This window comes from Streptomyces sp. GESEQ-4, assembly GCF_017948455.1.
Taxonomy (GTDB): domain Bacteria; phylum Actinomycetota; class Actinomycetes; order Streptomycetales; family Streptomycetaceae; genus Streptomyces.
On sequence record NZ_JAFFSU010000002.1, the window covers coordinates 187,758 to 211,440 of the forward strand.

Consider the following 23,683-nt stretch of genomic DNA (forward strand, 5'->3'; position numbering starts at 1 on the left):
CCTGTGTGTCAGTTGCCGACGCGGCGGCGCAGGTCCTGGAAGGCGGTGTAGTTGGCGATGACCTCGATCCGGCCGGGCGGGCTCATCTGCACGGCCTGGTCGAGGTTCTCGCAGACCTGGAAGTGCTGGTTCGCGACCTCCAGCCGGACCGCGAGGTCCAGCCTGCGGTCGCCGATGACGCAGATCGGGTGCCCGGTCAGCCGCGTGTAGTCCACGTCCCACAGCCAGGAGGTGTCGGTGCCGTCGGCGCCGCGAGCGTTCACGGAGAGGATCACCGGGGTGGGCGGCGGGTCGATGAGGGAGAACGTCTCGAGCCAGCCGGCCGGGTTCTTCGCGAGCAGCAGCCGCAGATCGCGCTCCATGAACTGCACCACGTCATAGCGCCCGGCCACGGCCTGCACCTGGTACATCCGCTCCAGCGCGACCTGCGGCGGCACCCCGAACACGGCGGCGACGGCTGCCGACGAGGCGGCGTTGGCCTTGTTGGCGCGGCCCGGCAGCTGAAGGTGAATGGGCCAGGCAGAGCCGTGCGGGTCGAGGACGTGGTCGCCCGAGAGTGCCCAGCTGGGCGTGGGCCGCCGGAAACCGCACTCACTGCAGAACCAGTCGTCGCCCGGGCGCTGCATCACGCCACCGCAGGACGGGCAGGACCAGGCGTCGTCCTTCCACATCTGACCGGCGGCGACCCAGATCACGTTGGGGGAGGAGGAGGCGGCCCACACCACGAGCGGGTCGTCGGCGTTGGCGACGACCACGGCCTTGGAGCCCGCGAGTCCCTCCCGCCAGTTCTCGGCGAGCATCCGGGTCTCGGCGGCGCGGTCGAGCTGGTCGCGGGAGAGGTTGAGCAGGGCGATGCACTTCGGATCGGTGTCCCGGGCGACCCCGGCGAGGTACTTCTCGTCGACCTCGATCACGCCGTACCGCGCCTCGGACCCACCGGCCAGCGCGGAGGTGATACCGGCGGGCATGTTGGCACCGAGCGCGTTCGAGACGACCGGGCCCGCGGCGCGCAGGGCCTCGGCGATCAGCCGGGTCGTCGTGGTCTTTCCGTTGGTCGCCGACACCAGGATCACGTCCAGGTTCTGGGCGAGCCGGGCGAGGAGGTCGGGGTCGAGCTTGAGTGCCACGCGGCCGCCGATCACCGAACCGCTCCCGCGCCCCGCGGCACGCGATGCCGCCGCGACCGCCTTGCCCGCGGTCACGGCGAGCTTGGCCCGCGGCGTGAGCGGGTCCGAGTTGCCTGACATCAGTTCCCGATCCTCCTTGCGTACGCGCCGCGCCTCTGCCTGACGGCAACGTGGTGGTGGTCAGCCTATCGAGATCCATTCGCACTCCCGAATCGCCGTACCCTTGCGGCCATGCGAAACGGCTCCATTCCGGGCGCGCACGGGCGCGTCCGGCCCCTCACCCTGCATGGCGCTCCGCTGCTGCGTGAGCGGTGCCGCGAGGTGACCGACTTCGGCCCGGCCCTTACGGCCCTCGTCGAAGACCTGTTCGCCACGATGTACGCGGCACAGGGAGTCGGCCTGGCAGCGAATCAGATCGGCGAGCCCTTGCGGGTGTTCGTCTACGACTGCCCCGACGACGAGGACGTACGGCATCTGGGCCACGTCGTGAACCCGCGGCTGGTGGAGGCGGACGGCGTGGTGATCCGCGGTCCCGAGGGCTGCCTCTCCCTACCGGGCCTGGAGGCGGGCACGGAACGGTACGACCACGCGGTGGTCGAGGGCTTCACGGTGACAGGAGAGCCGATCACGGTTCACGGCACGGGTTTCTTCGCACGCTGCCTGCAGCACGAGTACGACCACCTGGAAGGCAAGGTCTACGCGGACCACTTGACGGGCTGGCGCTACAGGCGACTGATGCGACAGGCAACGCGAGCTTCTTGGGGTAGGGCGACTGGTCCGACTTAAGGGGCGCGGGGAACTGCGCGACCAGCCCCCACAACCCGCAGACGGCACACAACCGTCAGAACCCAGGACCCCCCACTTTGTCCCCGGCCGCAGCCAACCGCCCCCACAACAGGTCGGCCAGACTCCGCACCAACTCAGCCCGAGAACAAGGCCGTTCCCCCAGCCACCAATCCCCGGCCGCGTGCATCATCCCGACGATCCCATGCCCCCACACCCGAGCCAGCTGCTGGCTCCCCGGCCCGAGATGCAGCCGGTCCTCGATGACCTGGGCCAACTCCTCGCCCATCCGCCGAAGCAGCGGCCCCGCCTGAACGCCGACATCGAACCCGTGGTCACTGGTCGACCCCTCGGACGGATGCATCAGGAACCGGTACACCTGAGGACGCGCCTCGATCGCCGCGAGATACGTGTCGAGCGTGGCCTCGACCCGCTCCCGCCGGTCCGCAGGGGCGTCCAGCGCGGCCCGCAGGGAATCCAGCAGGGCGTCGGTGTGACGCTTGGCAAGGGCCGCGTAAAGTCCGCCCTTGTCACCGAAGTGCCGGTAGAGGATCGGCTTCGTGATGCCCGCCTCCGCCGCGATCGCATTCATCGAGGCCTGCGGGCCGTCGCGCAGCACCACTCTGTCCGCGGCCTCCAGCAGCTCACGCCGACGGCGGTCGGCGGAGCGCTGCTGATCGGTCCGCTGTGTGGTGTCCATGTGATCTCCCCCTGCTCGATCGGTGACGCCTGCGCAAACTAACACTCATTACGCTCCTGACATCGAACGGGCTGCCGAGCCGTCAGGAGTTGACTTTTCCTACCGGTCGGTAACAGACTTCGGTTACCGCAAGTAACAAGATAGTGCGCCACTGCTGGAGGGGACATGGCCGAGTTCACCATGGAGCTCAACGACGAACAGAAGGAGGTCCGGGACTGGCTGCACGGTTTCGCCGCCGACGTCATCCGTCCCGCCGCCGCCGAATGGGACGAGCGTGAGGAGACTCCCTGGCCTGTCATCCAGGAGGCCGCCAAGGTCGGCATCTATTCCCTGGACTTCTACGCCCAGCAGTATTTCGACCCCACCGGCCTCGGCATCCCCATGGCCATGGAGGAACTGTTCTGGGGGGACGCGGGCATCGCCCTGTCCATCGTCGGCACGGGCCTCGCCGCCGTCGGCGTCCTCGCCAACGGCACCGAGGAACAGATCGGCACCTGGATTCCCCAGATGTACGGCGATGCCAACGATGTCAAGGTCGCCGCGTTCTGCTCCTCCGAGCCCGACGCCGGCTCCGATGTGGCCTCCATGCGGACGCGTGCCGTGTACGACGAGGCCAAGGACGAATGGGTGCTCAACGGTACGAAGACCTGGGCGACCAACGGCGGCATCGCCAACGTCCATGTCGTCGTCGCCGTCGTCGACCCGGACCTCGGCTCCAAGGGGCACGCCTCCTTCATCGTCCCGCCGAACACTCCTGGCCTGTCCCAGGGCCAGAAGTTCAAGAAGCACGGCATCCGCGCCTCGCACACCGCCGAGGTCGTGCTGGACAACGTGCGGGTTCCCGGCTCCTGCCTGCTGGGTGGCAAGGAGAAGCTGGACGAGCGGCTCGCCCGGGCTCGGGAGAGGGCGAAGGCGTCCGGTGGTGAGCGGGTGAAGAACGCGGCGATGGCGACGTTCGAGGCTTCGCGGCCGGCGGTGGGTGCGATGGCGGTGGGCACCGCTCGGGCCGCGTACGAGGTGGCCCTCGACTACGCCATGACGCGCGAGCAGTTCGGGCGCCCGATCATCGACAACCAGGGTGTCGCCTTCGAGATCGCGGACATGCGGACGTCCATCGACGCGGCCCGTCTGCTGGTGTGGCGCGCGTCCTGGATGGCGGTCAACGGGAAGCCGTTCACGGCGGCCGAGGGCTCGATGTCGAAGCTGTTCGCGAGCGAGACGGCGAAGAAGGTGACCGCGCAGGCGATCCAGATCCTGGGCGGGAACGGGTACACGCGGGAGTATCCGGTGGAGCGGATGCATCGCGATGCGGCGATCTACACGATCTTCGAGGGGACCAGTGAGATCCAGCGGCTGGTGATTGCTCGGACGCTCTCGGGGATGTCCATTCGGTAGTGCGCGGGCTGCGGGTTGTGGGGGCTGGTCGCGCAGTTCCCCGCGCCCCTTCGAGCGCTACCTGTGCCGGAGTGGAGTTAGTTGCTGGATGTCGTATCTGGCGCGCAACTCCTCGATCGCTGTGTGATCCGGCGGACCCCCGTTGCCCAGGATTTCCAGCAACTCCTCGAAGTAGCGCTCGTGATCCGGCGGTGGGCTGGCCTGGAAGAACATCTTGGCCGGGTTGTCCGTTGGATTTGCGAACGCATGAGGGCAGCCGGGTGGGACGACGATGAGCGTGCCCGGGGTCGCGCGTACGACCCTGTTGCCCGAACTCGACTCCCACTTCTGCCAGTTGTCGGGGGTACGGATCCGCGGCTCGAAGGCGAGTACGTCCAGCTCGCCTTCCAGGACGTAGAACAACTCCTCGCTGCGCGTGTGCACATGGGCGCCGACGTCGAAGCCCGGAGGGACGAGGACCTCGAAGGTGGAGGCCGTCCGGGAGTGCGTGCCGGTGACCTTGAAGGTCACGTGCTGGGCCGGTGTCTGGACGACCCGGCCGTGGCCCGGTGGTACGAGGAGCCCCTCCGTCGTCGTCATCGGCGTCTCACCACGTGACCGGCAGGGCCTCGGGCCCGCGGATCAACGCGCCCTTCTTGAAGGGCACTTCCCGGGGCGGCACGGCGAGCTTCAGTCCCGGCACCCGGTCGAGGAGCGCGTCGACGAGGAGCTCGGACTCCAGCCGGGCCAGCATGCCGCCGGGGCAGTAGTGCGGGCCGAAGCCGAAGGAGACGTGGGGGTTGGGGTTGCGAGAGAAGTCGATCATCTCGGGTTGCGGGAAGACGTCCGGGTCGCGGTTGGCGGCGAGGTACGACACGTAGATCGCGTCGCCCGCCCGGATCCGTACGCCCTTGATGCCGACGTCCTCCATCGCGATCCGGGACAGCCCGACGGCGTTGCGGTGCGGGATGTAGCGCAGCAGCTCGTCGATGGCCTGGGGGCGGATCTCCGGCTCGGCGCGCAGCCGTGCGGTGAGGTCGGGGCGGGTCAGCAGGATGTAGAACATCTGCCCGCTGTTGTTGGTGACCGCCTCGCCGCCGATCTGGAGGAGCACCGCGAGTCCGACGGCCTCCTCCAGCGTCACCTCGCCCTTGCCGACGGCCGCGCCGAGCAGTGAGGTGACGTCCTCGCCGGTGCTGCCCTCGCGCATGCCGATGAGGTCGGCGAAGTAGGCGCCCATCTCGTTCTTGGCCTTCTCGCTGACGTCGGCGCCGTGCGAGGAGGACAGGATGAGCTGGGTCCAGGTGTGCATGCCGTGCCGGTCGGCGGCCGGGACGCCCATCAGCTCGCAGATCACGGCGATGGGGAAGGGGCTGAGGACGGTTGCGGTCAGGTCGGCCGGCGGGCCGTCCTGGAGGAGTTCGTCGACCAGTTCGTCCAGCATGCGGCGGGACTTCTCCCGTACCCGCTCCACGCCCTTCGCGGTGAACGCGGCCGCCACCGAGCGGCGCAGCCGGGTGTGGTCCGGCGGGTCCAGGAAGCCGACCGCGCCGCGGGCCGGGATGAAGTGCGGGGCGAGCCGGGTGACCTGCCGGTCCATGACGGCCTCGCGGCTGAACCGGGGGTCGTTGGTCACCATGCGTACGTCGTCGTAGCGGGTGACCAGCCACGCCCAGCCCTCGCCGTTGGGCAGCTGGATCCGGGTGACCGGGCCCTCGTCCATCAGCTGGCCGAGGATCGGGTCGAAGTCCACGCCCGACAGGTCGAGCGCCGGCCAGTGCCGGACGGGGGGAAGGGTTTCGGTGATCGTCTCTTCGGTCATCTCACGTCGTCTCGTCAGTTGCGGTGCCAGCGGCCCAGGGCCATCTCGGCGGTGATACCGGGACCGAACCCGGCGAGGAGCCCGCGCGCCTTGTGCTCGGCGCCGCCCTCCTCGAACAGCCGGCGCAGCGCGTCCAGGACGACGGCGCTCGCGATGTTGCCGTACTCGGTGAGTGTCGACCGGCTGAACCGGAACGCGTGCGGGTCGACCTGCAGGAACTTGCTGAGGTCGTCGAGTATTCGGGGCCCGCCCGCATGGACTATGTAGAAGTCCAGGTCGGCGGCGTCCCAGCCGTGCAGGCCCGCGAGGTCCTGGAGCGCCGGGGCGAGCGGCTCCATGGTGGCCGGCACCCGCTTGTCCAGCAGGAAGTGGAATCCGGTGGCCCGGACGTCGTACATGATCCACTCTTCGGTCTTGGGGATCAGGTACGAGCCGTTGCGCTCCAGCGTGATGCCCTCGCCGCCGCGCCCGCGGACCGCCGCTGCGGCGATGCCGTCGCCGAACAGACCGTTGGACAGCAGCGAGCCGACGCCGATGTCCGTGGGCTGGTAGCACAGCGAGCAGAACTCGCAGGCCACGATGAGCGCGTTGGCCTCGGGGTAGGCCGTGCAGAAGTCGTGCGCCCGGTTGATCGCCGCCCCGCCGGCCGCGCAGCCCAGCTGGGCTATGGGGAGCTGGCGGGTGGTGCTGTCGAAGTCCATCTCGTTGATCAGCCAGGCCGTGAGCGAGGGCATCATGAAGCCCGTGCACGACACATAGATGATCACGTCGATGTCGGTGGTGAGCAGCTCCGCGTCGTCGAGCGCCCGCTGTATGACCGCCGGGACCCGGGCCTTCGCCTCGGCCTCGTAGATCTTGTTCCGCTCCTCGAAGCCGGGGTGCTTCAGGGTCTCCTCGATCGGCTGCACGATGTGCCGGGTGCGTACGCCGGTGTTCTCGATCAGCCGGAGGGCCAGCGGCAGTTGGGGGTGGTCGGAGTGGCGGGAGCGAGCCAGCTCCAGCGTCTCCTCCATCGTGATCACGTGCTCTGGAACGGACACCGAGGGTCTGCACAAAGTCGCCATGAACCGTGCCTGCTTTCGCCTTCCGGAAGGCCTGCGCCCCCCGGTCAGAAGGTTGTGCATTCACGATCACCCGACGGGGCGACTATCTCGCGCCGGACTACTCCAAATTGGGGATCACTGGAATTGCCTAGCGCTACGGCGTGCCCCCGCTGCTGTGCGCGATACAGGCGACATCGATACGATCGGCCAGCTTGGCCAGCTCGATCGTCAGAGCCGCCACCGTGTCCTCGTCCAGTTCCTCCTGCCCGGCCTCGACGAGGTGCAGCCATCGCGCACCCACCGTCCGCAACAACTTGCTGACGTCGGCGGCAGCCACCTGCAGGGTCCCGCGGTCGTCGACGATCAGAGGCAGAGTCACTTCGCGGTTCACAAAGGGGATCGTAGCCGCGGAACCCTCACGCTCCGTGCCATACGGTCGTGATGTTGCAGAACTCGCGGATTCCGTGCCCGGACAGCTCACGCCCGTACCCGGACCGCTTCACTCCGCCGAACGGGAACGCCGGGTGGGACGCCGTCATCCCGTTGACGTAGACGCCACCCGCCTCCAGGTCCCGTGCGAACCGTTCGACCTCGGTCCCGTCGCGCGTCCAGACGTTGGAACTCAGCCCGAACGGCGAGTCGTTGGCGATGAGCACGGCCTCGTCCAGGTCGCCCGCACGGTACACCGTGGCCACCGGCCCGAACGCTTCCTCGCGGTGGATCCGCATCTCGCGGGTGATGCCGGTGAGGACGGTCGGCGGGTACCACCAGCCGGCCTGCTCGGGACGTTCGCCGCCGCACAGCACGGCCGCTCCGCCGCGTACCGCGTCGTCCACCAGCTCCTCCAGATCGGCCCGGCCCTGCTCGCTGGCCAGCGGCCCGACCTCGGTCTCCTCCTCCAGCGGGTCACCGACCGTGAGCGCCCGCATTCCGGCGACGAACCGCTCGGCGAACGCGTCGTACACATCGGCGTGCACGATGAACCGCTTGGCGGCGATGCAGGACTGGCCGTTGTTCTGCACCCGTGCGGTGACCGCGACTTGGGCGGCCCGGTCGACGTCGGCGGAGGGCATGACGATGTACGGGTCGCTGCCGCCCAGCTCCAGCACCGTCTTCTTCACCATCTCCCCGGCGACGGACGCGACCGCGCGGCCGGCGGGCTCGCTGCCGGTGAGGGTGGCCGCCCGGACGCGCTCGTCGCGCAGGATGTCCTCGACCGCGCCGGAGCCGATGAGCAGGGTCTGGAAGCAGCCCTCGGGGAAGCCGGCACGGTGGAACAGGTCCTCCAGGTAGAGGGCGGTCTGCGGGACGTTCGAGGCGTGTTTGAGGAGGCCGACGTTGCCCGCCATCAGCGCGGGCGCGGCGAAGCGGACGACCTGCCAGAGCGGGAAGTTCCACGGCATGACCGCGAGCACCGGGCCCAGCGGCCGGTAGCGGATGAGGACGCGGGAGGCGCCGGAGTCCCGCACGTCGGCGTCGGCGGGTTCCTCGTCGGCGAGGAGCTCGGCCGCGTGGTCGGCGTACCAGCGCATCGCCTTGGCGCACTTCGCGGCCTCCGCGCGGGCCTGCTTGACCGGCTTGCCCATCTCGGTGGTCATGACCCGGCCGATGTCCTGCTGGTCCTCCTCGAGGAGATCGGCGGCCCGGCGCAGCAGCAGGGTGCGCTCGGCGAAGCCGGTCGCCCGGTAGGTGCGAAACGTGGCTTCGGCGAGCTGGAGCCTGCGTTCCAGTTCTTCGGCGCCCATGGCCTCGTACGTCTTGAGCGTCTCGCCGTTCGCCGGGTTCACCGTCGCGATGGGCATGGCTGACCTCCTGAGGGCGGCTTTGGTTCGACCTTCCCGCGCTGCGTGGGGGACCGCAACGCGTAGGCCGCTGTTCAGCCCGAGTGCTCCGCCAGCCGGTCGAGAAACGCGGTCTGCGCCTTCACGATCACGCCGCGGGCCCGGTCGAGCCCGAACCATTCCACCCGGTCCAGCTCGGGGAACTCCCGCGTCTGCCCGGACTTCGGCGGCCACTCCATCCGGAAGGTGCCGGGGACGACGGCAGCCGGGTCGAGGTCGGCCTCCACCGCCCATACGGTGACGATCTTGCCGCCGGTCTGTCGGACCTCGCCGAGGTCGATCGCCTCACCGTCCGGCGGCGGCAGCCCCAGCTCCTCCTGGAACTCACGGCGGGCGGCGTCCCAGGCCGGCTCGTCGGGTTCGTACTCGCCCTTGGGCACGGTCCACGCCCCTTCGTCACGGCGCGCGAAGAACGGGCCGCCCATATGCCCGAGCAACACCTCCACGCCCCGGTCCGTGTGCCGGAACAACAGCAGGCCGGCGCTCGTCCTCACGGCGTCACCTCGGGATGTGCGGCCAGCAGCGTCTCCACCGTGTCCGCCTCCTCCGGCCGCTTGTCCTCGCGGTAGCGGACCACGCGGGCGAAGCGGAGGGTGACGCCGGCCGGGTAGCGGGTGGACTTCTGCAGACCGTCGTAGGCGATCTCGACGACGAGTTCCGGGCGTACGGTCACGCCCCAGCCGTTGTCCTCGACGGTCAGCTCCTGGAGGCGCTCGGTCTGCCAGGTCAGCATGGCGTCGGTCATGCCCTTGAAGGTCTTGCCGAGCATGGCGAAGGAGCCGTCGGGACGCAGCGCGCCCAGGTGGAGGTTGGAGAGCTTGCCGGTGCGGCGGCCGTGGCCCCACTCGGCGGCCAGGACGACGAGGTCGAGCGTGTGCACCGGCTTGACCTTCAGCCAGGACGCGCCGCGCCGGCCGGCGCTGTAGGGGGCGTCGAGGGCCTTGGCGACGACGCCCTCGTGGCCGCGCTTCAGGGTCTCGGCGAGGAAGGCGTCCGCCGCGTCGATGTCGTCGGGTCCGTCGACGAGCGTCCGGCGCACCCGCATCGGCTCGGGCACCAGCCGCGCCAGCTCCGCGTGCCGCTCGGCGAACGGCAGGTCGAGCAGGTCGCGGTCGCCGACGGACAGCGCGTCGAAGAAGACGGGGGAGACGGGGACCTCCTGGGCCGCCGTCGCCACGTCCACGCGGGAGCCGACGCGCCCGGCGGTCTCCTGGAAGGAACGGGGCCGCCCGTCCGCGCCGAAGGAGATCACCTCACCGTCCAGGATGAAGCGCTCACCGTTCAACTCCAGGGCCGCCGAGGTCAGTTCGGGCAGCCGGTCGGTGATGTCGTCGAGGGTGCGGGTGTAGACGCGTACGGCGTCGCCGTCCCGGTGCACCTGGACGCGGATGCCGTCGAGCTTCTCCTCGATCGCGCACGCGCCGATCTTGTCGACCGCCTCGGCCACCGAGGACGCGCTGTGCGCCAGCATCGGCAGGACCGGGCGGCCGACGGTGAGCCGGAAGCGGTCCAGCGACGCCGGGCCGTCCGCGAGCAGCGCCTGGGCGACGGTCTGGAGGGACCCGGCGAGCATCACCGCCCGCCGTACGTCCGCCGCCGGCGCCCCGGTCGCCACCGCGAGGCCCTCCACCGCCACCGCCTCCAGCGCGCCCTGCCGTACCTCACCGGTGATCAGCCCGAGCAGGAACCGCTGCTCGTCCTCGGTGGCCGCGCCCATCAACTCACCCACCAGCCGGGCCCGTTCCGCCTGCGAACCGGGCCCGGACACCTTGCCCAGCTCGCTGAGCAGGGCGTCCACCTCGCGCACGCTCAGGGTCGGCTCGGCGGCCGGGGCGACCGGGCGGCTCAGCACCTTCCAGCCGACGCCGAGCCGTCCCTGCGGAAGCCTTCCGGCGAGATACGGGATCACTATCGGTACGTCGTCCGCCTCCGCGTCCCGGAACAATTCCGCGAGGAGCGCGATCTTGCGGGACCGCGCGGAGGTGGCGGCGACCTCTTGGGACACTTGGGCCAGCCGGGTCAGGAGCATGCAGCCCATGGTGCGACGGGCTCCGCCGGTTTTCACCCCGACGAACGGTTGTCGATTGTCTGCGGGCTCGTTGTGGCTGGTCGCGCAGTTCCCCGCGCCCCTTAGGGCGTTTTGTCGAGGTCCGTCATTAGTAGCTCCCCGTTGATCGTGGCGCCCGCGCGGTAGCCGCCGCTCGCCGCGTTCACTACCTGCTCGCCGAAGCCCATCGCGTTGCCCGCCGCCCAGACGCCCGGCACGGTTGTCAGGCCGGTCGGGTCGACCACCGGGTACGAGCCGAACGGGGTCTCCTGGAGCTCGGCGCCGAGCTTCTCCAGCAGGCCGGTCTGTGGGATTGCGCGCGGCGCTACGAACAGCGCCTGGCGGTCGTACGTCGAACCGTCCGTGAGTCGTACGCCCCTCAGCCGGTCGTCCTCGACCACCAGGCCCGCGACCTCGCCCGGGATGACGTGTACGCCCGCCGCGGCCAGTCTGCGCAGGTCGTCGTCCGACAGGTCGTCCTCGGCGACCTTGTGGAGGAAGAGGGTCACGTCCTTGGACCACTGGGAGACGATCAGGGCCTGGTGAACGCCCATCGGGCTGGTCGCCAGCACGCCGAAGGCCTGGTCGCGTACCTCCCAGCCATGGCAGTACGGGCAGTGCAGCACGTCGCGGCCGAAGCGCTCGGCGACGCCGGGGACGTCCGGCAGCTCGTCCTTGAGGCCGGTGGTGACGACGAGACGCCGGGCGCGTACTGTCCGTCCGCTCGCGAGCTCGACCGTGAAGTCCTCGGCCTTGGTGACGTCCACGGCCGTGTCCCGGACCAGCTCGACTCCGTACCGCGAGATCTCCTCGCGGCCGATCGCGAGGAACTCGGCGGGGGACATGCCGTCGCGGGACAGATAGCCCTGCATGTGCGCGGCGGGGGCGTTGCGTGGTTCGCCCGCGTCGACCACCAGGGTGTGGCGCCGGGCCCGGCCCAGGATGAGGGCGGCGGACAGGCCCGCCGCGCCGCCGCCGATGACGACCACCTCGTATGTGTCGCTGTATGTCTCGGTCATGGTGACCACCTCCACGCCAGACGGTCGCGCCACCACTGCCGCATTGACAAACACATTTGCCGAAACTGCAATGGACTCCATGAGTGACGACGACATGGACGAGGTGCTCGCCGAGGTCGGTCCGCGGCTGCGGCGGATCCGCAAGGAGCGGGGCGCCACGCTGGCCGGGCTCTCCGAGGCGACCGGTATCTCGGTGAGCACGCTCTCCCGGCTGGAGTCCGGGCTGCGCAAGCCCAGCCTGGAGCTGCTGCTGCCGATCGCGCGGGCGCACGAGGTGGCACTGGACGAACTGGTGGGCGCTCCCGCAGTGCGTGATCCCCGGGTGCGGGCCGAGCCGATCAAGAGGCACGGGCGCACATACTGGCCGCTGACCCGCCAGCCGGGAGGGCTGCAGGCCTTCAAGGTGCTGGTGCCGCAGGAGGAGGCCGAGCCGGTGGAGCCGCGGACCCATGAGGGCTACGAGTGGCTGTATGTGATGTCGGGGCGGCTGAGGATGGTCCTGGGCGATCACGACATCGTGCTGAACGCGGGGGAGGCCGCCGAGTTCGACACGCGGGTGCCGCATTGGTTCGGGTCGACGGGGGAGGGGCCGGTGGAGTTCCTCAGTCTGTTCGGGCCGCAGGGGGAGCGGATGCATGTGCGGGCGCGGCCGAAGCGGGCGTGACGGACGCGACTGTTCCCTGATCGGCAAGCGACCGCTTAGTATGCGAGGGATCTGGTCGGACGAAGCAGTCTGTGGAGGCCCCGCATGCAGGCATGGCAAGTGCACGAGATCGGTGAGCCGGGCGAGGTGATGCGGCTGGCGGACGTGGCGCGGCCGACGCCCGGCGACGGCCAGGTCCTGCTGAAGGTGCGAGCCGCCAACATCAACTTCCCGGATGCCCTGATGTGCCGGGGCCAGTACCAGGTCAAGCCGCCGCTGCCGTTCACGCCGGGCGTCGAAGTCTGCGGCGAGACCGAGGACGGGCGCCGGGTGATCGCCAACCCCGCCCTGCCGTACGGCGGCTTCGCCGAGTACGCCGTCGCGGATGCGGCGGCTGTGCTGCCCGCGCCCGATTCTCTGGACGACGCCGAGGCCGCCGCGCTGCACATCGGTTACCAGACGGGCTGGTTCGGTCTGCACCGGCGGGCCCGGCTGGAGGCCGGCGAGACGCTGCTCGTCCACGCTGCCGCGGGAGGGGTCGGCAGCGCGGCCGTGCAGCTCGGGAAGGCGGCCGGCGCCACCGTCATCGGAGTCGTGGGTGGCGCCGAAAAGGCGGCGGTCGCACGGGAGTTGGGCTGCGATGTCGTCGTCGACCGCCGTGCCGAGGACGTCGTCGCCGCCGTGAAGGAGGCCACCGGTGGCCGGGGCGCCGACGTGATCTACGACCCGGTCGGCGGCGCGGCCTACACCCAGTCCGCCAAGGTCGTCGCCTTCGAGGGCCGGATCGTGGTCGTCGGCTTCGCCAGCGGGACGATCCCCAGCCCGGGCCTCAACCACGCGCTGGTGAAGAACTACGCGATCCTCGGCCTGCACTGGGGCCTGTACAACACCAAGAACCCGAAGCTGGTCCAGCACTGCCACGAACAGCTCACCGAGCTGGCCGCGCGGGGCGCGATCAAGCCGCTGGTGAGCGAGCGGGTGCCGCTGGCGGGGGCCGCGGCGGCGGTGCAGCGGGTCGCCGACGGGGCCACGACGGGCCGGGTCGCCGTCGTTCCCTCCCTGGAGAACGGAGCCGCCGCATGACCGACGCCGCAGAACTGCGCAGCCGCACACGGGAGTTGCTGGCCGCGCACCCCCCTGCCACCACGGAACGCATCGACTTCCTCAAGGCCCGCTTCGACGCCGGACTCGCCTGGGTGCACTACCCGGAGGGCCTCGGCGGACTCGGTGCGCCGCGCTCCCTCCAGGCCGTCGTGGACGCCGAGTTGGAGGCGGCGGGCGCCCCTGACAACGACCCGCGGCGCATCGGCATCGGCCTCGGTATGGCGGCGCCGACGATCCTGAAGTACGGCACCGAGGAGCAGAAGCAGCAGTTCCTCAGGCCGCTGTGGGTGGGCGAGGAGGTCTGGTGCCAGCTGTTCAGCGAGCCGGGCGCCGGGTCCGACCTGGCCGCGCTCGGCACGCGTGCGGTCAGGGAAGGCGACGGCTGGGTCGTCAACGGGCAGAAGGTGTGGACCTCCAGCGCCCATCTCGCCCGCTGGGCCATCCTCATCGCCCGCACCGACCCGGACCTGCCCAAGCACCAGGGCATCACGTACTTCATCTGCGACATGACGGACCCGGGCGTCGAGGTCAGGCCGCTGCGCCAGATCACCGGCGAGGCCGAGTTCAACGAGGTGTTCCTCACCGACGTCCGCATCCCGGACGCGCACCGCCTCGGCGCGGTCGGCGACGGCTGGAAGGTCGCGCAGACGACGCTGATGAACGAGCGCGTCTCCATCGGCGGCATGCGCATCCCGCGCGAGGGCGGCATGATCGGGCCGATCGCGCAGACCTGGCGCGAACGCCCCGAACTGCGCACCCACGACCTCCACCAGCGCCTGCTGAAGCTCTGGGTCGAGGCCGAGGTCGCCCGCCTCACCGGCGAACGCCTGCGCCAGCAGCTCGTCGCGGGCCAGCCCGGCTACGAGGGCTCCGGCATGAAGCTGTCCTTCGCCCGCCTCAACCAGGAGATCAGCGGCCTGGAGGTCGAACTCCTCGGCGAGGAGGGCCTGTTGTACGACGACTGGACCATGCGCCGCCCGGAACTGGTCGACTTCACCGGCCGCGACGCCGGCTACCGCTACCTCCGCTCCAAGGGCAACAGCATCGAGGGCGGGACCAGCGAGGTCCTGCTGAACATCGTCGCCGAGCGCGTCCTGGGCCTGCCCGCGGAGCCGCGCACCGACAAGGACGTCGCGTGGAAGGACCTGGCCCGATGACCGCACAGCGTGACCTGCTGTACTCGGAGGAGGAAGAGGCGCTGCGCGCCGCCGTCCGGGACCTGCTCACCGACCACTGCGACGCGGCGGGCGTGATCACCCGCACCGAGTCCGACGCCCCGCACGACCTCTCCCTGTGGAAGTCCCTCGCCGACGGCATGGGCCTCGCCGGCCTGCTCGTCCCCGAGGCACGGGGCGGCCAGGGCGCCACCCACCGCGAAGTCGCCGTCGTCCTGGAGGAGTTGGGACGGGCCGTCGCCCCCGTGCCGTATCTGACGAGCGCCGTGGTCGCCACGGAGGCCCTCCTGGCCTGCGACGCCGACGACCTGCTCGCCGAGCTGGCGTCCGGCCGGCGGATCGGCGTCCTCGCCGTCGCCCTGAACGTCGCTCCGGACGGCGCCTTCAAGGCCGTACGACAGGAAGCCGGTGCCCTGCACGGCGAGTTGACCGGCATCGCGGACGCGTCGGCCGCGGACGTGCTGCTCGTGCCCACGGACGACGGTGGGCTCTACGCCGTGGACGCCGATGCCGTGAGCGTCGTACCGCAGGTGTCGCTGGATCTGACGCGGCCGGTGGCACGGGTGGTGCTGGAGGGCGCTCGCGGGCGTCGGCTGGGCGATGCCGAACCCGCCGTACGACGGGCCCTGCGGGCCGGAGCCGGGCTGCTCGCGTCCGAGCAACTCGGGCTCGCCGACTGGGCGTTGACCGAGACGGTCCGGTATCTCAAGGAGCGCAAGCAGTTCAACCGGCCCGTCGGCGGGTTCCAGGCGATCAAGCACCGGCTCGCGCAGCTGTGGCTGGAGGTCGTCAACCTGCGCGCCGCCGCCCGGAACGCGGCGGACGCGCTCGCGACCGGCGAGGACGCCGAGGTGGCGGTCGCCGTCGCGCAGGCCTACGCGGCGGGCGTCGCCGTCCACGCCGCTGAGGAGGCGCTGCAGTTGCACGGCGGTATCGGGATGACCTGGGAGCATCCGGTGCATCTGTATCTGAAGCGGGCCAAGGCGGACTCGATCGCGTACGGCACCGCGGGCGGCCACCGTGCGGCGCTCGCCGAACTGGTCGACCTGCGCGCCCCCTGACGTACACCTGGGAGTAGACCGAGAGAAGCCTGTCCCACCAGGGGCGGGCTTTTCGGTGTGTCTTCGGCCAAGGAAGTGAACTCACGGCGGCAGTCCGGCCAACTCACTTTCTCAGGCGGTTTCTTGAGCCGCTCTCGAACGCATACTCGCTGGGGTTTCACTTCAGAACACCTCGGGGAGAGAGCATGGCCCACACCACCCGTCGCAGAGTCCTCACCCTCGGCGCCGCCCTCGCGGGCGCGGTCGTGGCGCCCGCCTCACAGGCACTGGCGGGCGAGCAGAAGAAGCATCACCCGCGCCCGCTCTGGCGCGCCCACGCACACAACGACTACGAGCACCCCCGTCCCCTCCTCGACGCCCTCGACCACCGCTTCGGCAGCGTCGAGGCCGACATCTGGCTCGTCGGCGACCAGCTACTCGTCGCGCACGACCAGGTGGACCTCGACCCGGCGCGCACCCTCGAATCCCTCTACCTGAACACGCTCGCGTCCCGCGTGAAGGCCAACCGCGGCTCCGTCTACCGGGGTTACCGCGGCTCGCTCCAGCTGCTCATCGACATCAAGACCGAGGGGTCGTCGACGTACCTCGAGCTCGACCGGCACCTGCGGCGCTACAAGGGCCTGTTCACCACGTACGCGCACGGCCGGGTGTACCCCGGTCCCGTCACCGCGGTGATCTCCGGCGACCGTGCGGCCCGCGTCCCCATGGAGGCCCAGACCGTACGCCGGGCCTTCTACGACGGCCGGCTCGCCGACCTCGGCACCTCCGCGCCCGCCTCCTTCGTCCCGCTGATCAGCGACAACTGGACGCTCAACTTCACCTGGCGGGGCGTGGGCGCCTTCCCGGCCGCCGAGCGGCAGAAACTGCACACCATCGTCCAGGCCGCGCACGCGCGCGGGCAGAAGGTCCGCTTCTGGGCCACCCCGGACATCGCGGGCCCCGCCCGGGACGCCCTGTGGACGGAACTCCTCGCCGCCGACGTCGACTACCTCAACACCGACGACCTGATCGGCCTGGAAGCCTTCCTGGACGCACACGCGGCGTAAGCGCTCCGGCTGGAAGTCCGGTGCATCGCCTGCCGGTCCGTCGTGGCTGGTCGCGCAGTTCCCCGCGCCCCTTCGGGGCGCTGCCGCACCGGACTCGCCGGAGCCGCTTCGACACCACACGTTCGGAGGACACGCCAGCCGCCCGGACGAACCCTCCGCTACGCCACACTCGTGGCCGAACGCCGCGAAGCGGACGTGGCGGAGGAGGTTTTCGATGGCCGTGTCCATCTCTGTGGTGCTGCTGCTGTTGATCCTGGCGGTGATCTTCCTGCGGCACGGCGGGCTGAAGCCCAGCCACGCGATCGTCTGCGCGCTGCTCGGGTTCTACATGGCGAGCACGAGCATGGCGCCGACCATCGAGAGCGGCCTCACGGCGACCGCGGACATCGTCAGCGGTCTGAGACCGTGAGGCCACCGCGGCGGTCAGCCGGCCGAGAAGACCCCGATGCCGTTCGGGACGGGGCGTTCCACGCCGCCTGAGGGATGGTTGCGTACGGACACGGCGGTCGCTCCCGGCACGCGGGCGACCAGCGTCGTCGACCCGCCGCCGTCCAGGTTGAACGCGTCGACCGAGCCCAACTTCCGCATGGCGTCGGCGACTTCCGCGACCGTCAGGCCCGTGCGGTACTCGGCGGCGCCGTCCAGCGCGAGCAGAATCACCCGCCGCCCGCCGTCCGCGATGCCCACGGCCGTGCGCACCGCCGCGGTCCTGTTGTCCAGCCCGGGCAGCGGCTGTCCGTCCGTCAGGACCGGGAAGCCGCCCAGGGCGAAGCTGAACGGTTTGCGGGACTCGGCCGGCACCAGCTTGTGCTGCACCGTGACGCGCTCCCCCTTGGACAGCTTCCGCAGCCGCTGCGCACCCGCCTCCCGGCCGACCAGCACGGTGCTGTCCTTGGCGATGGTGCCGCTGCCCGGGGTGTCGGCGGTCGACACCACGCGTCCCCCGCGGACCGTCACCTCGTATGTGTCGGTACTGCACGGCGCGGCCCGGTCGGTGTCCGTGCCGCACGTCGCGCGCACCCGGGAGACGCTGCCCCATTTGGCGGTGTAGGCGCCGACCGAGCCCACCGGCAGCGCGTACTGATTGAGCCCGCCGAGCGGCAGCTTCCCGTCGGGCGTGCCGATCGACCCGCTCAGGGAGAGGCTGTCCAGCCGGGCCCGCCGGTCGTCGCCGACCCCGAACACGTCCTTCGTGGTCCTGCCGGGCGGCATCGCGGGACCGAAGCGCTGGCCGCCCGGCACCGCGGCGCTCAGGGCGCTGCCCTTGGCGATCGCCGGTCCCACGCTCGCGCCGGTCGCCTGCACGCCCGGGTGCTGGGTCTCGGTGAGATTGAAGAAGTCGCCGTTGACGCCCCCTACGGCGCCCTGGGCGTCGGCCAGCCGGGACACGGTCCCGCGGGCGGCCACCGCCCCCGGATACAGCAGTCCCAGCCGGACCTTCGGATTGCGCAGGTCGACGCTGAGCACATGCGCCCGCGTCAGGCCTTTGGACGCCTGGATCTCGAACTGCTCGTAGGTGACACCCGGAGCGATCCGGGTGCCGCCCTGAACGGCGCCGGCCGGTGCCGCCCCCGCCAGGGCCGCACCGGCCAGCGCGCCGAATGCCGTGAGAAGCGTGAGGACCGATCTGCCTGTTCCGAACCGTTTCTGACGACGCGTCACCGTGCCCCCTGAGGTCTCGTCACATGTCGTGGGACTCAGGGGAATTGGAACAGAGGGCGGTGACCGCCGGGGTGCCTAAGCGCCGACTACGCGCGAACGGATCAGAAAACGCACCCCCTCGGGTGCCTCGAGCGAGAAGCCGCTGCCCCGGCCCTCGACGACGTCGACGATCAGCCGGGTGTGGCTCCACACCTCGTACTGACTCCTCGACATCCAGAAGCCCACCGGCTCCTCGACCCCCTCCACGGCCAGCTCCGCGAGCAGCACGTCCGAGCCGCCGGTACGGAACTCGCCCTCCGGGTAACACATGGGCGCACTGCCGTCGCAGCAGCCGCCGGACTGATGGAACATCAGCGGACCGTGCGCCTGCCGCAACGAACGCAGCAGGTCGGCGGCCGCGGGCGTGAGCTCGACACGCGGGGTCTCTTCATCCATGCCGACAGCGCAGCACGCGGGAGGTTGCGAGGGGGTTGCAGGGCTACACGATCTCCACGAGCAGGTCTCCGCCCTCCACCTGCTGGATGCGGTTGATGGCCAGCCGCGTGACCCGGCCCGCCGTCGGCGCGGTGATGGCGGCCTCCATCTTCATCGCCTCGATGGTGGCCACCGTCACGCCGGCCTCCACCACGTCGCCCTCGGCGACCGAGAGCGTCACCACGCCCGCGAACGGCGCCGCCACATGCCCGGGGTTGGTCCGGTCCGCCTTCTCGGTGACCGGGGCGTCCGAGGCGGCGGCCACGTCGCGGACCTGGATCGGCCGCAGCTGGCCGTTGAGGCCGGCCATGACGTTGCGCATGCCGCGTTCGTCGGCCTCGCCGATGGCCTGGAGCTCGATGAGCAGGCGTACACCGGGCTCCAGATCGACGGCGTACTCCTTGCCGGGGCGCAGACCGTAGAAGAAGTGCCTGCTGTCCAGGACGCTGGTGTCGCCGTACGACTGACGGTGCGTCTCGAACTCGCGCGTCGGGCCCGGGAAGAGCAGCCGGTTGAGGGTGGTGCGGCGGGACTTCTCCAGGCCGTCGCGGTCCTCGGCGGTCAGATCCGGTACGGGCCTCGCGTCGGCGCGTCCCTGGAGCGCCTTGGTGCGGAACGGCTCCGGCCAGCCGCCCGGCGGGGTCCCCAGCTCGCCGCGCAGGAAGCCGATGACCGAGTCGGGGATGTCGAACCGTTCGGGCGTCTCCTCGAAGTCCTCCGGCGTCACACCGGCTCCCACCAGGTGCAGGGCCAGGTCGCCGACCACCTTCGACGAGGGGGTGACCTTCACCAGCCGGCCGAGGATGCGGTCGGCGGCGGCGTACATCGCCTCGATGTCCTCGAAGCGGTCGCCGAGGCCGAGCGCGACGGCCTGGGTGCGCAGGTTGGACAGCTGGCCGCCGGGGATCTCGTGATGGTAGACGCGTCCGGTGGGGGAGGCGAGGCCCGCCTCGAACGGCGCGTACACACGGCGGACGCTCTCCCAGTACGGCTCCAGGTCCCCGACGGCCTGGAGGTCCAGGCCCGTCGGCCGTTCGGAGTGGTCGGTGGCGGCGACGATCGCCGACAAGGACGGCTGCGACGTCGTACCCGCCATCGAGGCCACCGCCCCGTCCACCGCGTCCACGCCCGCCTGGGCCGCCGCGAGGTAGGTGGCGAGCTGGCCGCCCGCGGTGTCATGGGTGTGCAGATGGACCGGCAGACCGAACTCGCGGCGCAGCGCCGAGACGAGGGTCGCGGCGGCGGGGGCACGCAGCAGGCCCGCCATGTCCTTGACGGCCAGGACGTGGGCGCCCGCCTCGACGATCTGCTCGGCGAGACGCAGGTAGTAGTCGAGGGTGTAGAGCCGTTCGGCGGGGTCGGACAGGTCAGCGGTGTAGCAGAGGGCCACCTCGGCGATCGCCGTTCCCGTCTCGCGTACGGCGTCGATGGCCGGGCGCATCTGGCCGACGTCGTTGAGGGCGTCGAAGATGCGGAAGATGTCGATGCCGGTGGCCGCGGCCTCCTGCACGAAGGCGTCGGTCACCTCGGTGGGATACGGGGTGTAGCCGACGGTGTTCCGGCCGCGCAGCAGCATCTGCAGGCAGACATTGGGCACGGCCTCGCGCAGGGCGGCCAGGCGTTCCCACGGGTCCTCGGCGAGGAAGCGCAGGGCGACGTCGTAGGTGGCGCCGCCCCAGCATTCCAGGGACAGGAGCTCCGGCAGGGTGCGCGCGACGACGGGGGCGACGGCCAACAGGTCCTTGGTGCGTACCCGGGTGGCCAGCAGGGACTGGTGGGCGTCGCGGAAGGTGGTGTCGGTGACGCCGAGCAGCGGCGACTCGCGCAACGCGCGGGCGAAGCCCTCGGGGCCCAGCTCGGCGAGCCGCTGCCGTGAGCCGGCGGGCGGCTCACCGGCCGGCCCGGACGGGAGCTTGGTCGTGGGGTCGATGAGGGCAGGCCGCTCGCCGTGCGGCTTGTTGACGGTGACGTCGGCGAGATAGGTCAGCAGCTTGGTGCCGCGGTCCGCGGAGTGCCGTGCCGTCAGCAGGTGCGGCCGCTGCTCGATGAACGACGTCGTGACCCGGCCGGCCTGGAAGTCGGGGTCGTCCAGGACGGCCTGCAGGAACGGGATGTTCGTGGCGACCCCGCGGATACGGAACTCGGCGACCGCGCGCCGGGCCCGGCCGATCGCGGCGGTGAGATCCCGGCCCCGGCAGGTGAGCTTCACCAGCATCGAGTCGAAGTGCGCGCTGATCTCCGTACCGGCGTGCGTGGTACCGCCGTCCAGACGGATGCCCGAGCCGCCCGGTGAGCGGTAGGCGCTGATCCGGCCAGTGTCGGGGCGGAAGCCGTTGGCCGGGTCCTCGGTGGTGATACGGCACTGCAGCGCGGCGCCGCGCAGGGTGAGGGTCTCCTGGGCGAGCCCGAGGTCGGCGAGGGTCTCGCCGGAGGCGATGCGCAGCTGCGCCTGGACCAGGTCGACGTCGGTCACCTCCTCGGTGACCGTGTGCTCGACCTGGATGCGCGGGTTCATCTCGATGAAGACGTGGTTGCCGTCCCGGTCGAGCAGGAACTCCACGGTGCCGGCGTTGCGGTAGCCGATCTCGCGGGCGAAGCGCACGGCGTCCGCGCAGATCCGCTCCCGCAGATCCGGGTCGAGGTTGGGCGCGGGCGCCAGCTCGATTACCTTCTGGTGGCGGCGCTGCACCGAGCAGTCGCGCTCAAACAGGTGGATGACGTTGCCCGCGCCGTCGGCGAGGATCTGCACCTCGATGTGGCGGGGCTCCACGACGGCCTTCTCCAGGAAGACGGTCGGGTCACCGAACGCGGACGCCGCCTCGCGCGAGGCCGCCTCGATGGACTCCCGCAGCTGGGCCGGCGTCTCCACACGCCGCATGCCACGCCCTCCGCCGCCCGCGACGGCCTTCACGAACACCGGGAAGCCGACCTCGTCGGCGGCACGGACCAGTTCGTCGACGTCGTTCGAGGGCTGCGAGGAGCCGAGCACCGGTACGCCGGCCGCGCGGGCGGCGGCCACCGCGCGGGCCTTGTTGCCGGTCAGCTCCAGCGTGTCCGCGTCCGGCCCGACGAAGGTGATGCCCGCGTTCTCGCAGGCACGGGCCAGTTCGGGGTTCTCGGAGAGGAAACCGTAGCCCGGGTAGACGGCGTCCGCTCCGGCCCGCTGAGCCGCCCGTACGATCTCGTCGACCGAGAGATACGCCCGCACCGGGTGGCCCGGCTCGCCGATCTCGTAGGCCTCGTCCGCCTTGAGCCGGTGCAGCGAGTTGCGGTCCTCGTGCGGGAACACGGCGACGGTGCGCGCCCCCAGCTCATAGCCGGCGCGGAACGCACGAATGGCGATCTCGCCTCGGTTGGCGACCAGTACCTTGCGGAACATCCTGGATCCCTTCGCGGCGTGCCCGTGACGAGGACCATGGTGTCGGCGACGCCGCGGTCATGCCATGTGAGCCGGGACACGATTTGGCGCCCCTACGACTCCTTCACCGCTCACGGCGCCCGGAACCCTCGAAAGGTCACGCGGGCGCGGGTTTCGAAACCGAGCCGTCCGTAGAGTGCGATCGCCGCGGTGTTGACGTAGGTTCCGGGACCGGATGCCTGCGCTGAGCGCGCTCACCAGGCGGGCGGCATGGCCTCCCCGCGTGCCTCGGTGCCAACGAGGACGGGCGGGATGCGGGGAACGGCTGCCGCAGCGTCGGCATCAGGGCGAGGCCGGTTCGCGGCTTCTCAGGCGCGGCCGGCCTCGGCCCGTACCCGGGTCAGTAGCCGTAGATCATCTTGTAGGCGACCTCCGGGAGGAACTGTCCGGCCGAGGAGCCGCTTCCCACGCCGCAGTTGCCGTCGGACTCGCCCGGGACCTTGATCCACAAGAGCATCTCGGCGCCTCCGCCCAACTGGGTGGGGGTTCCGATACGGCGGCCTGAGGGGTTGCACCACTGGCCGTTGGAGCCGTTGCCGTTGCGGCTGGTGTCCACGACGAACGGCTTGGTGTAGCCGTACCGGGCGCGCAGCTCATTGTTGACGGCGTTGCCGTACGCGGTGTTCTCAGCCGTGGTCAGGTAGTTGGAGACGTTGAGCGAGAAACCGTGGGCCTGTCGGACGCCGGCTTCGTGGAGGCGCTGGGCCATGGTCGCCGCGCTCGCCCAGGCCGGGTTGCCGGCGTCGAGGTAGACCCAGGTGTTGGGAGCCTGGCGGTTGAACTCGGCGAGTGCGCCGGTGAGCATGGCCTCGCGTTCGTCGATCTGGGCCTGGTTCATGCAGCCGTAGTCCCCGAGGGAGTCCGGTTCGAGGACGACGAGGGCCGGGCGGCCCGCGATCCCGCCCGCGAACTGGGCGATCCAGCTCGCGTAGGCGGACGGCGAGGCGGCTCCGCCCGCGGAGTGCCCGCCGCAATAGTCGCGGTTGTAGATGTTGTAGGCGACGAGGACGGGCAGTTTGTCACCGGCGTCCGCGGCGCCCACGTACGCGCCGGTCGCCGTGCCGATGGTGCCGCTCCAGGAGCCGAACCAGCGGGCCGTCGGGGTGTTGGCGATGGAGGTGTTGATCGCGGACGCCCGGCCGTCGCCGGAGTTGGCGGCGACCCACCGCTTCGCGCTGGAGTTCGGGTCCACGTAGAACCCGTTGGTCATGGTCGTCGGGTCGGCCGCGTGGGCGGACGGCGCGGCGGCGAGCGCCAGCGGCAGCGAGGAGAGCGCTGCCAGCAGGGCGAGGAGTCTGCGGCGCATGACGGGTACCTCGGCTTTCTCAGGGGTGCGTCCGAACG

At 70.8% G+C, this 23,683-nt stretch carries 22 protein-coding genes; 8 read left to right on the forward strand and 14 right to left on the reverse strand.

What is annotated here, in order from left to right:
- Window positions 1–8: 8 nt before the first annotated feature.
- The gene (locus tag KCH48_RS06285) at window positions 9–1,247 is read right to left on the reverse strand and encodes a MurT ligase domain-containing protein (protein ID WP_210571133.1); all 1,239 of its coding nucleotides are present in this window, start codon (window positions 1,245–1,247) and stop codon (window positions 9–11) included.
- Between the two features lie 111 nt (window positions 1,248–1,358).
- On the opposite strand from KCH48_RS06285, the gene def reads away from it, so the two are divergent.
- Entirely contained in the window at window positions 1,359–1,913 is a 555-nt protein-coding gene (def, locus tag KCH48_RS06290) for a peptide deformylase (RefSeq protein WP_210571134.1), read from the forward strand.
- A gap of 55 nt (window positions 1,914–1,968) precedes the next feature.
- Here def and KCH48_RS06295 read toward each other — a convergent pair whose 3' ends face one another.
- The gene (locus tag KCH48_RS06295) at window positions 1,969–2,610 is read right to left on the reverse strand and encodes a TetR family transcriptional regulator (RefSeq protein ID WP_210571135.1); all 642 of its coding nucleotides are present in this window, start codon (window positions 2,608–2,610) and stop codon (window positions 1,969–1,971) included.
- A 165-nt stretch (window positions 2,611–2,775) separates the two neighbouring features.
- On the opposite strand from KCH48_RS06295, the gene KCH48_RS06300 reads away from it, so the two are divergent.
- Complete coding sequence (locus tag KCH48_RS06300; protein WP_210571136.1) at window positions 2,776–4,005, forward strand: acyl-CoA dehydrogenase family protein; 1,230 nt, start codon at window positions 2,776–2,778, stop codon at window positions 4,003–4,005.
- A gap of 57 nt (window positions 4,006–4,062) precedes the next feature.
- On the opposite strand, the gene KCH48_RS06305 is transcribed toward KCH48_RS06300, so the two are convergent.
- The 8 genes from KCH48_RS06305 to KCH48_RS06340 all read right to left on the reverse strand — a co-directional run bounded on the left by KCH48_RS06305 (window position 4,063) and on the right by KCH48_RS06340 (window position 11,756).
- Entirely contained in the window at window positions 4,063–4,584 is a 522-nt protein-coding gene (locus KCH48_RS06305; protein WP_210571137.1) for a cupin domain-containing protein, read from the reverse strand.
- A gap of 7 nt (window positions 4,585–4,591) precedes the next feature.
- Window positions 4,592–5,806, reverse strand: coding sequence for a cytochrome P450 (locus KCH48_RS06310; RefSeq protein ID WP_210571138.1), 1,215 nt, complete (start codon window positions 5,804–5,806; stop codon window positions 4,592–4,594).
- A gap of 14 nt (window positions 5,807–5,820) precedes the next feature.
- Window positions 5,821–6,930, reverse strand: a complete 1,110-nt coding sequence (locus KCH48_RS06315; protein ID WP_210571139.1) for a type III polyketide synthase — start codon at window positions 6,928–6,930, stop codon at window positions 5,821–5,823.
- A 73-nt stretch (window positions 6,931–7,003) separates the two neighbouring features.
- On the reverse strand, window positions 7,004–7,240 hold the full coding sequence (locus KCH48_RS06320) for a DUF6213 family protein (protein WP_210571140.1): 237 nt from the start codon (window positions 7,238–7,240) through the stop codon (window positions 7,004–7,006).
- Between the two features lie 25 nt (window positions 7,241–7,265).
- Window positions 7,266–8,651 carry an NADP-dependent succinic semialdehyde dehydrogenase gene (locus tag KCH48_RS06325; RefSeq protein ID WP_210571141.1) on the reverse strand — a complete coding sequence of 462 codons (1,386 nt, stop codon included), beginning with the start codon at window positions 8,649–8,651 and terminating at the stop codon, window positions 7,266–7,268.
- A gap of 74 nt (window positions 8,652–8,725) precedes the next feature.
- On the reverse strand, window positions 8,726–9,184 hold the full coding sequence (locus KCH48_RS06330) for an NUDIX domain-containing protein (RefSeq protein WP_210571142.1): 459 nt from the start codon (window positions 9,182–9,184) through the stop codon (window positions 8,726–8,728).
- Window positions 9,181–10,719 (reverse strand): ATP-dependent DNA ligase, encoded by a 1,539-nt coding sequence (locus KCH48_RS06335; RefSeq protein WP_210571143.1) that lies wholly within the window; start codon window positions 10,717–10,719, stop codon window positions 9,181–9,183. The genes KCH48_RS06330 and KCH48_RS06335 overlap by 4 nt, the downstream gene beginning before the upstream one ends.
- A gap of 101 nt (window positions 10,720–10,820) precedes the next feature.
- On the reverse strand, window positions 10,821–11,756 hold the full coding sequence (locus tag KCH48_RS06340; protein WP_246884905.1) for an NAD(P)/FAD-dependent oxidoreductase: 936 nt from the start codon (window positions 11,754–11,756) through the stop codon (window positions 10,821–10,823).
- Between the two features lie 79 nt (window positions 11,757–11,835).
- On the opposite strand from KCH48_RS06340, the gene KCH48_RS06345 reads away from it, so the two are divergent.
- From KCH48_RS06345 to KCH48_RS06370, 6 genes are all read left to right on the forward strand, one after another.
- Window positions 11,836–12,420, forward strand: a complete 585-nt coding sequence (locus KCH48_RS06345; RefSeq protein ID WP_210571145.1) for a helix-turn-helix domain-containing protein — start codon at window positions 11,836–11,838, stop codon at window positions 12,418–12,420.
- 84 nt (window positions 12,421–12,504) lie between these two features.
- Window positions 12,505–13,482 carry an NADPH:quinone oxidoreductase family protein gene (locus tag KCH48_RS06350; RefSeq protein WP_210571146.1) on the forward strand — a complete coding sequence of 326 codons (978 nt, stop codon included), beginning with the start codon at window positions 12,505–12,507 and terminating at the stop codon, window positions 13,480–13,482.
- Window positions 13,479–14,660 (forward strand): acyl-CoA dehydrogenase family protein, encoded by a 1,182-nt coding sequence (locus KCH48_RS06355; RefSeq protein WP_210571147.1) that lies wholly within the window; start codon window positions 13,479–13,481, stop codon window positions 14,658–14,660. The genes KCH48_RS06350 and KCH48_RS06355 overlap by 4 nt, the downstream gene beginning before the upstream one ends.
- Window positions 14,657–15,739 (forward strand): acyl-CoA dehydrogenase family protein, encoded by a 1,083-nt coding sequence (locus KCH48_RS06360; protein ID WP_210571148.1) that lies wholly within the window; start codon window positions 14,657–14,659, stop codon window positions 15,737–15,739. Before KCH48_RS06355 ends, KCH48_RS06360 begins: the two co-directional genes overlap by 4 nt.
- Before the next feature lie 185 nt (window positions 15,740–15,924).
- A complete protein-coding gene (locus KCH48_RS06365) occupies window positions 15,925–16,785 on the forward strand; it encodes a phosphatidylinositol-specific phospholipase C/glycerophosphodiester phosphodiesterase family protein (protein ID WP_210571149.1) in 861 nt (286 codons plus the stop codon).
- A 214-nt stretch (window positions 16,786–16,999) separates the two neighbouring features.
- Window positions 17,000–17,194 carry a hypothetical protein gene (locus KCH48_RS06370; protein ID WP_210571150.1) on the forward strand — a complete coding sequence of 65 codons (195 nt, stop codon included), beginning with the start codon at window positions 17,000–17,002 and terminating at the stop codon, window positions 17,192–17,194.
- A 14-nt stretch (window positions 17,195–17,208) separates the two neighbouring features.
- Here the strand turns inward: KCH48_RS06370 and KCH48_RS06375 are convergent, their stop codons facing one another.
- The 4 genes from KCH48_RS06375 to KCH48_RS06390 form a co-directional block, all read right to left on the reverse strand.
- Window positions 17,209–18,447, reverse strand: coding sequence for a phosphodiester glycosidase family protein (locus KCH48_RS06375; RefSeq protein ID WP_210571151.1), 1,239 nt, complete (start codon window positions 18,445–18,447; stop codon window positions 17,209–17,211).
- Window positions 18,448–18,522: 75 nt separating this feature from the next.
- The gene (locus KCH48_RS06380; RefSeq protein WP_210571152.1) at window positions 18,523–18,882 is read right to left on the reverse strand and encodes a DUF779 domain-containing protein; all 360 of its coding nucleotides are present in this window, start codon (window positions 18,880–18,882) and stop codon (window positions 18,523–18,525) included.
- A 43-nt stretch (window positions 18,883–18,925) separates the two neighbouring features.
- Complete coding sequence (locus KCH48_RS06385) at window positions 18,926–22,300, reverse strand: pyruvate carboxylase (protein ID WP_210571153.1); 3,375 nt, start codon at window positions 22,298–22,300, stop codon at window positions 18,926–18,928.
- A gap of 379 nt (window positions 22,301–22,679) precedes the next feature.
- The gene (locus tag KCH48_RS06390; protein WP_210571154.1) at window positions 22,680–23,645 is read right to left on the reverse strand and encodes a glycoside hydrolase family 6 protein; all 966 of its coding nucleotides are present in this window, start codon (window positions 23,643–23,645) and stop codon (window positions 22,680–22,682) included.
- Window positions 23,646–23,683: the final 38 nt, after the last annotated feature.

Bases quoted from the DNA above. Each gene is read 5' to 3' on its own strand.
- KCH48_RS06285 (WP_210571133.1), bottom strand. From the start codon at position 1,247: ATGTCAGGCAACTCGGACCCGCTCACGCCGCGGGCCAAGCTCGCCGTG.
- def (WP_210571134.1), top strand. From the start codon at position 1,359: ATGCGAAACGGCTCCATTCCGGGCGCGCACGGGCGCGTCCGGCCCCTC.
- KCH48_RS06295 (WP_210571135.1), bottom strand. From the start codon at position 2,610: ATGGACACCACACAGCGGACCGATCAGCAGCGCTCCGCCGACCGCCGT.
- KCH48_RS06300 (WP_210571136.1), top strand. From the start codon at position 2,776: ATGGCCGAGTTCACCATGGAGCTCAACGACGAACAGAAGGAGGTCCGG.
- KCH48_RS06305 (WP_210571137.1), bottom strand. From the start codon at position 4,584: ATGACGACGACGGAGGGGCTCCTCGTACCACCGGGCCACGGCCGGGTC.
- KCH48_RS06310 (WP_210571138.1), bottom strand. From the start codon at position 5,806: ATGACCGAAGAGACGATCACCGAAACCCTTCCCCCCGTCCGGCACTGG.
- KCH48_RS06315 (WP_210571139.1), bottom strand. From the start codon at position 6,930: ATGCACAACCTTCTGACCGGGGGGCGCAGGCCTTCCGGAAGGCGAAAG.
- KCH48_RS06325 (WP_210571141.1), bottom strand. From the start codon at position 8,651: ATGCCCATCGCGACGGTGAACCCGGCGAACGGCGAGACGCTCAAGACG.
- KCH48_RS06335 (WP_210571143.1), bottom strand. From the start codon at position 10,719: ATGCTCCTGACCCGGCTGGCCCAAGTGTCCCAAGAGGTCGCCGCCACC.
- KCH48_RS06340 (WP_246884905.1), bottom strand. From the start codon at position 11,756: ATGACCGAGACATACAGCGACACATACGAGGTGGTCGTCATCGGCGGC.
- KCH48_RS06345 (WP_210571145.1), top strand. From the start codon at position 11,836: ATGAGTGACGACGACATGGACGAGGTGCTCGCCGAGGTCGGTCCGCGG.
- KCH48_RS06350 (WP_210571146.1), top strand. From the start codon at position 12,505: ATGCAGGCATGGCAAGTGCACGAGATCGGTGAGCCGGGCGAGGTGATG.
- KCH48_RS06355 (WP_210571147.1), top strand. From the start codon at position 13,479: ATGACCGACGCCGCAGAACTGCGCAGCCGCACACGGGAGTTGCTGGCC.
- KCH48_RS06360 (WP_210571148.1), top strand. From the start codon at position 14,657: ATGACCGCACAGCGTGACCTGCTGTACTCGGAGGAGGAAGAGGCGCTG.
- KCH48_RS06365 (WP_210571149.1), top strand. From the start codon at position 15,925: ATGGCCCACACCACCCGTCGCAGAGTCCTCACCCTCGGCGCCGCCCTC.
- KCH48_RS06370 (WP_210571150.1), top strand. From the start codon at position 17,000: ATGGCCGTGTCCATCTCTGTGGTGCTGCTGCTGTTGATCCTGGCGGTG.
- KCH48_RS06380 (WP_210571152.1), bottom strand. From the start codon at position 18,882: ATGGATGAAGAGACCCCGCGTGTCGAGCTCACGCCCGCGGCCGCCGAC.
- KCH48_RS06385 (WP_210571153.1), bottom strand. From the start codon at position 22,300: ATGTTCCGCAAGGTACTGGTCGCCAACCGAGGCGAGATCGCCATTCGT.
- KCH48_RS06390 (WP_210571154.1), bottom strand. From the start codon at position 23,645: ATGCGCCGCAGACTCCTCGCCCTGCTGGCAGCGCTCTCCTCGCTGCCG.